General features: G+C 63.6%; 12 protein-coding genes. 7 read left to right on the plus strand and 5 right to left on the minus strand.

What is annotated here, in order from left to right:
- Position 1: 1 nt before the first annotated feature.
- Both AC1DKY_RS04600 and AC1DKY_RS04605 read left to right on the plus strand, forming a co-directional pair.
- Positions 2-898, plus strand: coding sequence for a TPM domain-containing protein (locus AC1DKY_RS04600; protein WP_441602539.1), 897 nt, complete (start codon positions 2-4; stop codon positions 896-898).
- A 1-nt stretch (position 899) separates the two neighbouring features.
- Complete coding sequence (locus AC1DKY_RS04605) at positions 900-1403, plus strand: TPM domain-containing protein (RefSeq protein WP_441602540.1); 504 nt, start codon at positions 900-902, stop codon at positions 1401-1403.
- Between the two features lie 44 nt (positions 1404-1447).
- On the opposite strand, the gene AC1DKY_RS04610 is transcribed toward AC1DKY_RS04605, so the two are convergent.
- Entirely contained in the window at positions 1448-4294 is a 2847-nt protein-coding gene (locus AC1DKY_RS04610; protein ID WP_477179882.1) for a TonB-dependent receptor plug domain-containing protein, read from the minus strand.
- A 355-nt stretch (positions 4295-4649) separates the two neighbouring features.
- On the opposite strand from AC1DKY_RS04610, the gene lgt reads away from it, so the two are divergent.
- From lgt to AC1DKY_RS04630, 4 genes are all read left to right on the plus strand, one after another.
- Positions 4650-5540, plus strand: a complete 891-nt coding sequence (gene lgt / locus AC1DKY_RS04615; protein ID WP_441602542.1) for a prolipoprotein diacylglyceryl transferase — start codon at positions 4650-4652, stop codon at positions 5538-5540.
- A 3-nt stretch (positions 5541-5543) separates the two neighbouring features.
- Positions 5544-6338, plus strand: a complete 795-nt coding sequence (locus AC1DKY_RS04620) for a thymidylate synthase (RefSeq protein ID WP_441602543.1) — start codon at positions 5544-5546, stop codon at positions 6336-6338.
- 116 nt (positions 6339-6454) lie between these two features.
- Positions 6455-6943 (plus strand): dihydrofolate reductase, encoded by a 489-nt coding sequence (locus tag AC1DKY_RS04625; protein ID WP_441602544.1) that lies wholly within the window; start codon positions 6455-6457, stop codon positions 6941-6943.
- A 9-nt stretch (positions 6944-6952) separates the two neighbouring features.
- Positions 6953-7906: a Nudix family hydrolase gene (locus tag AC1DKY_RS04630; RefSeq protein WP_441602545.1), complete on the plus strand. Its 954-nt coding sequence runs from the start codon at positions 6953-6955 to the stop codon at positions 7904-7906.
- A 7-nt stretch (positions 7907-7913) separates the two neighbouring features.
- Here the strand turns inward: AC1DKY_RS04630 and coaE are convergent, their stop codons facing one another.
- From coaE to pilB, 4 genes are all read right to left on the minus strand, one after another.
- Positions 7914-8537 carry a dephospho-CoA kinase gene (gene coaE, locus AC1DKY_RS04635; protein ID WP_441602546.1) on the minus strand — a complete coding sequence of 208 codons (624 nt, stop codon included), beginning with the start codon at positions 8535-8537 and terminating at the stop codon, positions 7914-7916.
- Positions 8534-9391, minus strand: coding sequence for a prepilin peptidase (locus tag AC1DKY_RS04640; RefSeq protein WP_441602547.1), 858 nt, complete (start codon positions 9389-9391; stop codon positions 8534-8536). The genes coaE and AC1DKY_RS04640 overlap by 4 nt, the downstream gene beginning before the upstream one ends.
- A 71-nt stretch (positions 9392-9462) precedes the next feature.
- Complete coding sequence (locus tag AC1DKY_RS04645; RefSeq protein ID WP_441602548.1) at positions 9463-10725, minus strand: type II secretion system F family protein; 1263 nt, start codon at positions 10723-10725, stop codon at positions 9463-9465.
- Positions 10726-10881: 156 nt separating this feature from the next.
- Positions 10882-12603, minus strand: coding sequence for a type IV-A pilus assembly ATPase PilB (gene pilB / locus AC1DKY_RS04650; RefSeq protein WP_441602549.1), 1722 nt, complete (start codon positions 12601-12603; stop codon positions 10882-10884).
- Positions 12604-12830: 227 nt separating this feature from the next.
- Here pilB and AC1DKY_RS04655 point away from each other — a divergent pair, with 227 nt between their 5' ends.
- Entirely contained in the window at positions 12831-14003 is a 1173-nt protein-coding gene (locus AC1DKY_RS04655; RefSeq protein ID WP_441602550.1) for a DegT/DnrJ/EryC1/StrS family aminotransferase, read from the plus strand.
- Positions 14004-14065: the final 62 nt, after the last annotated feature.

The raw sequence follows: 14065 nt of genomic DNA on the forward strand, positions 1-14065 counted from the left end.
CATGACCGGGCGCATCGCGCGCCTGCTGCTCGCGCTGGCGGTGGCCTTGCTGCCGCCAGCGCTGCTGCATGCCGACGAAACCGTTCCCACGCTCACCCGGCATGTCACCGACCTCACCGGCACGCTCACGCCGCAACAGGTCGACCAGCTCGATGCACAGCTGGTGTCACTGGAAAAGACCAAGGGCGCGCAGCTGGTCGTGCTGATGGTGCCCACCACGCAGCCGCAGGACATCGCGGAATATTCACTGGCCGTGGCGGAAGCCAACAAGATCGGCCGCAAGGGCACGGACGACGGCCTGCTGTTGCTGGTGGCCAAGAACGATCGGCGCGTTCGCATCGAAGTGGGTTATGGGCTGGAAGGCGCCGTGCCCGATGCGGCCACGGCGCGCATCATTCGCGAATACATCGCGCCAAAATTCCGCACCAATGATTATTTTGGCGGCATCCACGACGCCATGGGCGCGCTCACTCAGCTGGTCAATGGCGAGGCGCTGCCACCGCCGGTGGAGAGTGGCAATCGCGAGCGCCGTCGTGGCATCGATTTTGGCCACGTCTTGTTGATCGGCGCGTTCGCGGCGTTCTTCCTGCGCAGCGTCTTGGGTCGCACCACCGTCTGGTTGCGCACGCCCATAGGTGCTGCGATCACCGGCGGTCTGGTGTGGTTGCTGGCTGCATCGCTGGGCGCCGGCATTTTTGGAGCGCTTATCGGCGGCGTGCTGATGCTGCTGCCAGGGGGAGGAGGGCGCTCCATCGGTGGCGGCGGATGGGGCGGCTTTGGCGGCTTCGGCGGCGGCGGTTTTGGTGGTGGCGGAGGTTTTGGCGGCGGCAGCGGAGGCGGCGGCTTCAGCGGAGGCGGCGGCAGTTTCGGCGGTGGTGGTTCATCGGGGAGCTGGTGACATGTCGCGCACACAACGTCTGCTGATGAATCTGTTCGACGGCTGGTTCCAGCTGCGCCAGCGCTTTCCCAAGAGCCTGCTCGACGAGATGGCCGGTGCGATCGCGCAGGGTGAGCGCGATCATCACGGCGAGGTGTGCTTTGCCATCGAATCGCGGCTGGCGCCCGGCGCGGTATTTGCCGGCATGACCGCAGAACACCGCGCACGGCAGGTGTTTGCGCAACTGCACGTATGGGATACCCAGCACAACAGCGGCGTGCTGATTTACATCCTCATGGCGGAGCACCGCGTAGTGATTCTTGCCGACCGCGGCGTGGCTGCCGTGGTCGCACCATCCGAATGGGATGCGATTCGCGATCACATGCTGGCGCGCTTCGCCCGCGGCGAGTGGCGGCCGGGTTGCCTGGACGGCATTGCCGAGGCGCATGCGTTGCTCGTGCGGCATTTTCCGGGCAATGACAAAGATGCGCGGGACGAATTGCCGGATAGGCCGGTATTGCTCTGATTGTTTTGCGAACGGCGCAAGGCGGGTCGCGCACAAGTGCGCTCCTACACGGCCGCAGCGACCTTGTAGGAGCGCACTTGTGCGCGACCGCAGCAGTACGGACCCTTCTTGTTGAAGATGTTGTTCACACCCACAGAGAACGTACCCTTCCACGGAGCGGTGTAGCGGAACTGTGCGTCGTTGAACGCGACCGAACCCTTCTGGCTCATGCCATAGGTGCCCCACCACGGATTGGTGTAATCCGGCGAGGAGCACTCGACGGTCGCGGTGTAGCAGCTGTCCTTCAGGCCGGCGTAGTAACGCACCGTCCAGCTGGCGCCAAACTGCTTGTAATCCCAATCCACCTGCAGGTTCGAACGCAGACGGTACATGCCGTCTTCGCCCGTGCCGCCGGCGGTGCCGCCCGACATGAAGCCGACCAGATCCTGCGGCGTCGCGCCCGGACCGCTGACCACTTCGTACTTGGTCAGGTAGGTGCTGTCCGAAGCGATGCGGAAGCGGCCGAACGAGGTTTCCGGCAGACGGTAGTGGATACCGACGTCGTAACCTTCGGTCTTGAGCGTGCCCAGGTTGGCCAGGCCTTCGTTGAGCGAGGAGATCGAGCCTGCTGCGAGGTTCGAGGTCGCCGTCGGCGTGCGCTGGAAGTTGTTGCAGAAGTTCTGGTCGCCGTTGATGTAGCAGTAGTCGACGATGTTCTGTGCAAGCACCGACGAGATGATGTTCTTCACGTAGATGTTGTAGTAGTCGACCGTGAAGTCCAGGCCTTCCACGTAGTGCGGGCTGTAGACCATGCCCAGCGTACGGGTGATCGAGGTTTCCGGCTTCAGGTTCGGGTTCGAACCGGAGAGGAACGCCACCGGCGTCTGGCCACCGGCAGTGCTGGCGACCTGCGCACCGGTCTGGTCGACCTGGCGATAGTTCGCCGGCACGCCAGCGGCGGCGCAGCGAGCCTTGACCTGCGAGTTGGTCGCGGCAGCGCCGTAGGCCGAGTCACACGGATCCAGGAAGGTTTCGAAGCTCTGGCCGATGCCGCCATCCAGATCGCTGATGGTCGGTGCACGGAAGCCCTGGGCCCAGGTACCGCGAACCAGCAGGTCCGCGAACGGACGGTAGCGGAAGCTGTACTTGTTGTTGGTGGTGCTGCCGAAGTTGCTGTAGTGCGAGTAGCGGCTGGCGATATTGATGCCCAGCTCCTGCGCACCCGGCAGGTCACGCAGCAGAGGCACGTCAAGCTCGGCGTACGCTTCGTTGGTGTTGTACGCGCCGTTGGTCGGTGCGCTGGCCAGGTTGGTGGTCAGGCCGGCGGCATCGCCTGCGTCGGGACGGAAGACGCCCTTTTCGCCGCGATGCTCCACGCCCACGGCCAGGTTGACCGTGCCGGCCGGCAGGTCGAACAGACCGCCGGACACGTTGGCGGACCAGTCGGAGGTGTAGCTGGCCTGGCGATCGGTGCTGTTGTAGTTCAGGTAGTTCCACACCGACTGCGGCGTGCCGCCCGGACCGGCGAGGATGTTCCAGGGCACGCAACCGGCGGCGCGATCAGCGGCGCTGGCGCAGGCGACCTGGCCGTTGATGGTGGTCGTCGGGCCCAGCGCGGCGCGGGCATTGGGCAGATAGATGTTGCCGCTGCCCTGGATGCGGATCTTGTTGGCGTCGTAGGTGAAACCAGCGTCCCACGACCAATCGTGGTTCAGGAACTGGAAGTAACCTTCGGCGCCCAGGTCGATGTGCGCAAGATTGGACTGGACGTTGGTGACGCGGGGCATTTCCACCGTGCGGCGGAAGAACTCGACGTCCTGGCCCGGGAACGGGTTGTAGGCGTTCTGGCCGCTGATCAGGATCGGCTCATCAGCCGCGCCCGACTGGAACGGGTAACCGGCGAGCTGGCTCGAGGTATCGCGCGAGCTGTAGCTGGCGGCCGCGCGCAGCGTGATGTTGTCGGTGAGCTTGTAGCGGTCCTGCAGGTACAGGTTCTTCAGCTTGGTGCCGGCGCGGAAGGTCATGTCCTGCTGCGTGTTGTACTTGTCGGCCGTGCTGTTGGGGTCGTACAGGTGGTAGCCGGTCGGCGCGCCTGCCGTCGTCGTCTGCGAGCCGTGGTTGTAGACGTACTGGTCGCCCGTGGTCGGATCGACCACGCGGCCGTACGGGCCCAGGCCCAGGCCAGCCGTCGGGTGACGCGGACCCTGTGCGTACGAGGTCTCGGGACGCTCGCTGTTCCACATCGGATCGGTGTTCTGGTACGAAGCGCCGACGATGATCGAGTTCTTCTCGGTCGAGTGACCCCAGGTGAAGTCGTAGTTCTGCGTCTCGCCGTCGCCCTTGCCGTTCTGGCCGTAGTAGACCGTGGCTTCGGCGCCGTCGAACTTCTCCTTGGTGATGATGTTGACCACGCCGCCGATGGCGTCGGAGCCGTAGATGGAGGAGGCGCCATCCTTGAGGATGTCAATGCGCTCGATCATCGAGACGGGAATGGTCGACAGGTCGGTCAGGCCCGAGAGGCTGGTGCTCCAGCGACGGCCATTGACCAGCACCAGGGTGCGCTGCGAACCCAGGTTGCGAATGTTGACGTAGCGACCGCCGACGTCAGCGCCCGAGGACAGCGTGTCCTGCGGGGTGATGTCCGGAGTACCGGCCGACGGCATGCGGGCCAGGATGTCGTTGACGTTGGTCAGGCCGGTGGCCTGGATCGCCGCGCGGTCCATGGTGAACACAGGCTGCGAGGTTTCCACGTCAACGCTGCGAATGCGCGAGCCGGTGACGGTGACGGTCTCGAGGCTCTTGGCCGAGGACTGTTCAGCCGGGGCAGGAGCGGCATCCTGTGCGGCCACCGACCACGTCTGCAGCACGAGCGCTGCGGCGATGGCAGTAGCCAGCAGGGTCTTTTGCTTCATTGTTGGAACTCCGAACAAAAAATAGCCATCAGCCAGCTCGCGAGGGCTGGACATCTGGGTATGGGGATGGCGCGAACAACCCTGGGGAAGGGGTGCGCACCGTGGCATCGCCAGGCTTGGGGGACAGGCGATGTAATCCCGAAGTTAAAACAAAGTGACGGGTAGGTGCAACCCTGATGCAACAGTCAGCTGCTAGTTGGTTCCCGGGTGGGTGCCTAAGAAATTTCTGTGCAAGCGCTGATCTAGTCGCCTGTCGGGAGTATCAGCATCGCGTCAGCGCACCAAAGGCATGGACCCGATGCCCTCCAGCAGCGCTGCCCGCTACACTCGCGCTTTGCCGCCAGCCCGTGTGCCCATGACGCAGCCCTTCACCGTCGCCTTCGATCCCGTCGCTTTCAAGCTGGGGCCGCTTCAGATCCACTGGTATGGCTTGATGTATCTGGGCGGGTTCCTGGGCGCATGGCTGCTCGCCGAATACCGCCGTCGGCGCGGCCGCCTGCCGGTATCGCGCGATGCGCTCGGCGATCTGGCGTTCTACGCGATGATGGGCGTGATCGTCGGCGGTCGTATCTGGTACATGCTGTTTTACGCCGATATCCACTGGATCTGGACCGATCCGCTCGCGCTGTTTCGCGTGTGGGACGGCGGCATGAGCTTCCACGGCGGCCTGCTGGGCGTGCTGACGGCGGGTTGGTGGTGGTCGCGCCGCAACGACATCCATTTCTTCGACACGATCGATTTCGTGGCGCCGATCGTACCGGTAGGTCTGGGGCTGGGCCGCCTCGGCAATTTCATCAACGGCGAGCTGTGGGGCAAGCCCGATACCGTTTCCTGGGCGATGATCTTCCCCAACGCCCGCTCCGCCGACGTGGACTGGGCCGCGACACATCCGCAGTGGCAGGCTGCCCTGGCTCAGTTCAACGGCTTGCCGCGCCATCCCTCGCAGCTCTATGAAATGCTGCTGGAGGGCGTGGTGATGTTCACCGTGCTGTTCCTGGTGTCGATCAAGCCGCGGCCGCGCTATCTCATCTCGGGACTGTTCGCGCTGCTGTATGGCTGCTTCCGCTTTGGCGTGGAATTCGTGCGCGTGCCCGATCCGCAGCTTGGTTACCTCGCGTGGGGCTGGCTGACGATGGGACAGATTCAGTCCTTGCCGCTGATCTTGATCGGTCTGGTGCTGATGGTGATGTCGCGCAACGCGCCGACCATGCGTCCGTACAACGTTTCGCTGCCCACCAAGGAGTAAGCCGTGCGCGCCTATCTCGACCTGCTGCAGCACGTGCTCGATCACGGCACCGAAAAGGCCGATCGCACGGGCACCGGTACGCGCAGCGTGTTCGGCTGGCAGATGCGCTTTGATCTGGCCGAAGGCTTCCCGCTGGTCACCACCAAGAAGCTGCACCTCAAATCGATCATCCACGAGCTGATCTGGTTCCTGCAGGGCGACACCAATATCGCCTACCTCAAGCAGAACGGCGTCAGCATCTGGGACGAATGGGCCGACGCCGATGGCAACCTGGGACCGGTCTACGGACAACAGTGGCGTGCCTGGCCCACCGCCGACGGCGGTGTGGTCGACCAGATCCGCTGGGTGGTGGAGGAGATCAAGCGCAACCCGGATTCCCGCCGCCTGCTGGTGAGCGCGTGGAACGTCGGCGAACTGCCGAAAATGGCGCTGATGCCGTGCCATGCGCTGTTCCAGTTCTACGTGGCGGACGGCAAGCTCAGCTGCCAGCTGTACCAGCGTTCGGGCGACATCTTCCTCGGCGTGCCGTTCAACATCGCCAGCTACGCGCTGCTGACCCATATGATCGCCCAGGTATGCAACCTGGGGGTGGGTGATTTCGTACATACGTTGGGTGACGCCCATCTCTACAACAATCACGTAGAGCAGGCGCGACTGCAGTTGAGCCGCGAGCCGCGGGCGCTGCCCCGGCTGGAGCTCAACCCGGAGGTTCGCTCGATTTTCGATTTCCGCTATGAGGACATCGCGATCGTGGGCTACGAACCGCATGGCGCCATCAAGGCGCCGGTGGCCGTGTAAGCCCGGCACGCTGTCACTTGCCGGGTTCGGCCCCCGGTCCTGCTAAGATCGGCGCCGCGCCACGCCCCTGGACGGCGGCGCGGTGGTCAACACTGTCGATGAATGCAAGGATTTCCATGGCTATTTCGCTGATTGCCGCGCTGGATGAGAACTTCGCTATTGGCCGCAAGGGCCAGTTGCCCTGGCACCTGCCGGACGACCTGCGCTGGTTCAAGGAGCTCACGCTCGGCAAGTACGTGCTGATGGGCTACAACACCGCGGTGGCGATCGGCCGACCGCTGCCGGACCGCACCAACCTGGTGATGAGCCGCAAGCACGAAGCGCCGTTTCCGGGTCAGGTCACCGTTCGTTCCCTAGCCGAGGGTACGGCTCGCGCCGGAGGCACCGGCCTGATGGTGATCGGCGGCGGCGAGATCTACCGTGAGGCCCTGCCGGCCGCCAAGCGCCTGTACCTCACCTGGGTCAATGGCGCGGTGGATGGCGCGGACACGTTCTTCCCGGGCGTGCATTTCAGCGACTGGACCGAAGTGTCCCGCGTGCACCACAAGAAGGACGGTACCCACGCGTACGACTTCGACATGGTCGAGTACATCCGCAACGACTGAGCCAAGGCGATGCCTGCTCCGACGACGGCCGCCATGCATGTCATGGCTGGCGTCATGCTCGATCCGCAAGGGCGCGTGCTGCTGGCGCAGCGCCCCCCCGGCAAGCATCTGGCCGGTCTATGGGAATTCCCCGGTGGAAAACTGGAGGCTGGCGAAACGCCGGTCGACGGTCTGGTGCGCGAGTTGCGCGAAGAGCTGGGCGTCGAGGCTAGCGTCGAGGCACCACTGATCCGCGTGCCCTGGCGTTACGGCGAACGCTCGCTGTTGCTGGATGCCCGCATCGTGCGTCGATGGCAGGGCGAGCCAGCATCGCTGGATGGCCAGGCGCTGCGCTGGATTGCCCCGGCATCCGTCGACGCGGATCTGCTCACGCCAGCGGACCGGCATATCCTGCGCGCACTCCAACTGCCCACGCGCTACGCGATCACCGCCGATGTCCCATCGTCGGCGTTCAACCAATGGCAGCAACGGATTCGAGGCGCCATGGCGGCAGGCGAGCGCATGGTGCTGCTGCGCTTCCCGCAGTGGTCAACGGCACTGGTACGGGAGCTGGCGGCCAGTCTGTTGATCGAAGCGCGTGCCGTGGACGCTCATCTGCTGTTGAGTGGTGACGTCGAAGGCGCGCTGGCGCTGGGCGCGGGCGCCGGAGTTCAGCTCAAGGCAGCGCAACTCGCGAACTGGCAGGAGCGACCCTTGCCCACGGGGCAATGGGTGGGCGCGAGTTGTCATCATGCAGCGGATCTGCAGCGGGCGATGAACATCGTCGACTTCGCCACGCTCTCTCCGGTAGCCGCGACGGCCACCCATCCTGACGCGACGCCCATGGGTTGGGCTGCCTTCGAACATTTGATCGACAGCTCGCCCTTGCCTGTCTATGCGCTTGGCGGCATGACGCTGCAGGAGCTCGAAAGGGCAAGACACGCGGGCGGGCAGGGCGTGGCCGGCATCCGCGGATTCTGGTGACCGCGGCTCAAGGTTTCGCTTGAGCGAAAGCCAGGTAGCGTGCATGCAACTCAACCACCGCACGGTCCAGCGCGGATTCGTCACCGCTGTTTTCGATCACGTCATGGGCCAGTGACAGGCGCTGTTCGCGGCGCGCCTGGCGCTCGATCATCCGCCAGGCCAGGGCCTCGTCGATACCATCGCGCCGTGTCAGTCGTTCCAGCTGCACTGACTCGGGCACATCCACCACCAAAACGCGATCCACCCAGCGGTAGTGGTCATGATTCTCGGCGAGCAACGGGATCGCCAGCATGCAATAGGGGCCGCGATCTGCCGCGACGTGTTCATGCAGCCACTGGCGAATGCGCGGATGAGTGATGGCTTCGAGCGCGCGCCGTTCCGCATCGTTGCCGAACACGCGTTGCCGCATGGCGCTGCGATCCAGCTGACCGCTGGCATCGAGTACATCGCCACCGAAGTGCGCGACGACGGCCGCCAGGCCCTCCGATCCCGCAGCAATCACTTCACGCGCCGCGACATCCGCATCGTAGACATGGATGCCCAGCGCTTCGAACCGTCGCGACACCGCACTCTTGCCGGCGGCGATGCCGCCAGTGAGGGCGACCACATAGCTGGCGCGAGGCGCGGTCAATGCATGCCCGTCAGCTGCATGTACTGCTGCAGCAGCCATTCGCCGGCGACGAACCAGGTCCATCCTGCCGCCGCAATAAACGGGCCGAACGGCATGGGAATATCACGCCCATGCTTGTGCAGCGCGATCATGCTGCCGCCCACGATGGCGCCGATGAAGGACGAAAGCAGGATTACCGGCAGCAGCGCCGTGGGGCCCATCCACGCACCAAGCGCGGCGAGCAGCTTGAAGTCACCATAGCCCATGCCTTCCTTGCCGGTCAGCAGCTTGAACAGCCAGTACACGCTCCACAGGCTGAGGTAGCCAATCGCGGCGCCGAGTATCGCGGTGTTCGGCGACACGAACATCGCCACAAGGCTGAGCAGCAGGCCCAGCCAGAGCAGCGGGTAGTTCAACTGATCGGGCAGATACTGCGTGCGGAAATCGATGCCAGCCAGCGCAATGAGCATCCAGGTGAACACCAGTCCTGCCACGGCCGGCCAGCTGGGTCCGAACTTCCAGACAATGACCGCGCTGGCCAGGCCGCTGAGCAGTTCAACCAGCGGGTACTGAATGGAAATGGACGTCTTGCAGTAGCGGCAGCGGCCGCCCAACAGCAGCCATCCAAACAAGGGAATGTTGTCGCGGGCTGAGAGCGGATGCTTGCAGTGAGGGCAATGCGAGGGCTCGCGCACGATGCCGGGAGGCAACGAAGTGCTGTCGGGCTCCATGGCCAGCGTGTCGAAGGCATCGAGTCGCCACTGGGCCATCAGGCGTTCGGGCAGGCGAAGAATCACCACGTTGAGGAAGCTGCCCACCAGCAGGCCGAGCACGGCTGCCGCAACGATCCAGCCCCAGAGAGGGAGTTCAAGCATGTGCAAATCCGACGGATGCAATACGAAAAAGGCCCCTCTCCCGGCAGGAGAGGGGCCCGGATAACCCGAGCTTACACGGTGGACGCGAGCTTGAAGATGGGCAGGTAGAGCGAAATAACCATGCCGCCTACGAGCACGCCGAGGATCACCATGATCAGGGGCTCGAGCAGCGTCGCGAGTGTGTCTACCGCGTTGTTTACTTCTTCTTCGTAGAACTCGGCCACCTTGAACAGCATGTGGTCGAGCGCACCCGATTCTTCACCGATGGCCGTCATCTGCACAACCATGTTCGGGAATACGCCGGTTTGCCGCATGGAGAGCTGCAGCTGATGACCGACGGCTACGTCTTCACGCATCTGTTTGACAGCATCGCCATAGACTACGCTGCCCGTGGCACCGGCCACGGCATCGAGTGCTTCCACCAGCGGAACGCCGGCTCGAAAAGTCACGCCGAGCGTGCGGGAAAAACGGGCAATCGCCGATTGGCGAAGAATGTTGCCGATCACCGGAAGCTTCAGCATCAGTCGGTCAAGGAAGTGGGCGAACTTGACGGATCGCTTCTTCGCCATAACGAGCGCGACGACGCCGCCGACGATGCCACCAATCACGACCCACCAATAGGCCTTCATGAATTCAGAGGCGCTGATGACGATCTGGGTCGGCGCAGGCAATTCCGCGCCCGCATCCTTGAAGGTCTGCGCGAACACCGGCACCACGAACAGCAGCATGATCATGCTGACGAGCAGCGCAACCGCAAGAACCATGACCGGATAGAACAGCGCCTTCTTGATCTTGGCCTTGATCGCCTCGGTGCGTTCCTTGTACGTGGCCACCGTGTCCAGCACGGTGTCCAGTACGCCCGAAGCCTCGCCTGCGTGAACCAGGTTTCGATAAAGCTCGTCGAATTCGACGGGGTATTTCGCCAGCGCTTCGTGCAGGGCCGAACCACCCTCGATGGTCTGCTTCACATCCGTCAACATGTTCTTGAAGCGGATGTTCTTCTGGCCATCGGCGATGATCTCGAAGGACTGCACCATCGGTACGCCCGAGGCCATCATGGTGGCGATCTGGCGGCTGAAGATGGCGACGTCGCGAGGCTTGACCGTGCTGCCGGTGGCCCCGAACAGCGGCTTGCCGCGCTCCTTCACGGTCTGTGGGTTCATGCCCTGCCGGCGCAGCTCCGCCTTGACCAGCGAAGCATTCTTGGCCGCCATGTCGCCCTTCATGCGCTTGCCGCGCTTGTCCAGGGCGATCCAGTCGTACGTGGTCAGCTGGCTGATCTCGGCGCGCTGGGCGCCGAGCGACTTGACGTTCTTAGCGGTGGCCGCGGCCATGGCATTTCCCCCTGCTGGTACGGTCGGACCGCCTCAGGATGGCGGCCGTCTTATCGGTGCAGCTTAAGTCATTCCCCCGGACTAATTCGTGGCACCGGACGCAAGTTCGGTGCGACGGACTGCCCAACCCGGCGGCCATATCGGCCAATACCGGGATCAATCCTTGGTGACGCGGTCGATCTCGGCCAGGCTGGTCATACCCTTCTTGACCTTCAACAACGCCGATGCACGCAGATCGTTCACTCCGGCATTCTTGGCCGCTTCGGCAATCTGCAGCGTATTACCGCCGTGGAGGATGATCTTCTGGATCTCTTCCAGCATCGGCATCACCTGGTAAATACCAACACGGCCCTTGTAGCCCTCATTGCAGCTATCGCAGCCGACCGCTTCATAGACGACCAGGCCGGCGTCGATATCGGCCTGTGTGAAGCCGGCGTCCAGCAACGTCTTGGGCGGCAACTCGATGGGGCGCTTGCATTCGTGCAGACGACGCGCCAGGCGCTGCGCAATGACCAGCGTTACCGACGAGGTGATGTTGTAAGGCGCAATGCCCATGTTCATCATGCGCGAAATGGTCTGCGGCGCGTCGTTGGTATGCAGCGTCGAGAGCACCATATGGCCGGTCTGCGCCGCCTTGATGGCAATTTCCGCCGTTTCCAGGTCGCGGATTTCGCCGACCATGATTACGTCCGGATCTTGTCGCAGGAAGGAACGCAGCGCCGCGGCGAAGGTCATGCCGCGCTTGACGTTCTGCTGGACCTGGTTGATGCCCTCGACGCGAATTTCAACCGGGTCTTCCACGGTCGAGATGTTGCGCTCGGCGGTGTTGAGAATGTTGAGCGCCGTATAGAGCGATACTGTCTTACCTGAGCCGGTGGGGCCGGTTACCAGCACCATGCCATAGGGTTTATGGATGGCATCGACATAGAGTTGCTTTTGCGCTTCCTCGTAGCCCAGAACATCGATGCCCAGCTTGGCGGCAGAACCGTCCAGAATACGCAGCACAATCTTTTCGCCGAACAGCGTGGGCAGCGTGCTGACGCGGAAGTCGACCGAGCGGCTCTTGGACAAATTGAGCTTGATACGTCCGTCCTGCGGCACGCGGCGCTCGGCGATGTCCAGGCCCGACATCACCTTGATGCGGGAGGAAATGCGCGCGGCGAGCTTCATCGGCGGGCTGGCGACAGCGCGCAACATGCCATCCATGCGCAAGCGCACGCGATACTGGGTTTCGAACGGTTCGAAATGGATGTCCGAGGCGCCGCGCTTGATCGCGTCGACCAGGATCTTGTTGACGAACTTGACCACCGGAGCGTCGTCATTGGAGTTCGCGTCGATGCCGGTGGATTCGGCCTCTTCGTCGCCGCCTTCCAGCGTCAATTCATCGAAATCGCCGCCGCCCATCTCGGGCATGGCGTTGCTCATCGCATTGAGCGCGGTTTCGATGACCCGCAGGAGCTGATTGCGATCGACCAGGATCGGTTCCACCATGCAGTTGGAGTGGAACTTGATCTCGTCCAGCGCATGCGATTGCATCGGATCGGCAATGCCGACGAACAATCGCTTGCCGCGCTTGAACAGCGGCAGCGCCTTGTGCTTGTTGATCAGCGCTTCGCTGATCAGGTTCAACGGCAGATTGGCCGGAACCAGGGCGCTTACATCCATCATTGGCATGCCGAACTCGTCGGAGGCGATGCGTGTGAGTCGCGCGCTGTCTACTAGGTTGTTGTCCAGCAGCCAGGCGGTGAGCGAGGCCTTTCCCTGGGTCGACTCGGCTACGGCCCGGCGAACATCGGTCTCCGGGAGCACATCTTCCGATACCAGTCTGCGCGCCAGGCCGGTGAGGCCTGCGAGCGACGGTTGCATTAGCGTTGACATAGCGATACGGCCCAGCCCCCTGATAAGAAGGGAATTTACCCCAGTTGACGGGGTTGGTCATCCCATCGGCTCAGGGTTTGAAAGCCTCGGGGTGACCGGGCGCACAGAACCAGCCTGAATCGGGCGCGCCATCCGGACATGCAACAGACGTGCCTCGCCGGTTTTGTCCGTAGACCGGGCCGTGGCATTGGGATAGAAATGCCGCCAGTCCCCATAAAGCGCTACCTGTGACACATCCTGACCCCCTGCGGCCCTTTCTCGTCTTTGGTGCCCCCCAGATCGAAGAGGCTGAGATCGCCGAAGTCGAGGCCTGCCTGCGCTCAGGCTGGTTGGGGACGGGTCCACGGGTTGCACAGTTCGAGCGGGATTTTGCCGCATGGCGCCAGGCCCGGCCCTCCCAGGTGGCGGCTGTGAACTCCTGCACGGCGGCTCTCCACGTGAGCATGGTGGCGGCGGGCCTGGAGCCGGGCAGCGAGGTGATCACCACCCCTTTGACCTTCTGCGCCACGGTCAACGCCATTCTCCATGCGGGGCTCACGCCTGTGCTCGCCGACGTCGATCCTGTCACGCAGAACATCGATCCGGACGCCATCGAGGCGGTCATTACCCCGCGAACCAGAGCCATCCTGCCGGTCCACTTCGCGGGCCGGCCCTGCGCCATGGACCGGATCATGGCCATCGCCGACAAGCACGGCCTGGTGGTGATCGAAGACTGCGCCCATGCCATCGAGAGCGAGTTCCAGGGCAAGCCCGTGGGTAGCTTCGGGGATTTCGGCTGCTTCAGTTTCTACGTCACCAAGAACGTGGTGACGGGGGAGGGCGGCATGATCCTGGGGCGTGACGAGGAACGCATCGCCCGCGCCCGCGTGCTGGCCCTGCACGGCATGAGCAAGGACGCGTGGCATCGCTTCGGCGACCAGGGCTACCGGCACTATCAGGTGGTCGAGTGCGGCTTCAAGTACAACATGATGGACTTGCAGGCGGCCATCGGCATCCACCAGCTGGCCCGGGTCGAAGACAACTGGCGGCGTCGTCGGCAGTTGTGGCAGTACTACGACGACGCGCTGGCAGACCTGCCGATCGGGCTTCCGGCCGCACCGGCGGATGGAACGCGCCATGGCTACCACCTGTATACAGTGATGATCGATGCCCTGCGCTGCGGCATCGACCGCGACAGTTTTCTTGAGGCCATGAACGCGCTGCGGATCGGCACAGGCGTCCACTACCTGTCGGTGCCCGAGCATCCGTACTACCAGCAACGCTTCGGCTGGCGCCCCGAGCAATGGCCGGAAGCCATGCGCCTGGGGCGCCAGACCGTGAGCCTGCCGCTTTCTCCGGCCATGTCCGATGAGGATGCTGAACGCGTGATCGATGCGGTGCGGTCAGTCATCCGCGCCTGAGACACCGGCAACACATTGGGAGTGATGTGATGCAGCGCCCGCAAATTCGCGCTGGTCGCCAT

This window comes from Dyella sp. 01N448, assembly GCF_056399225.1.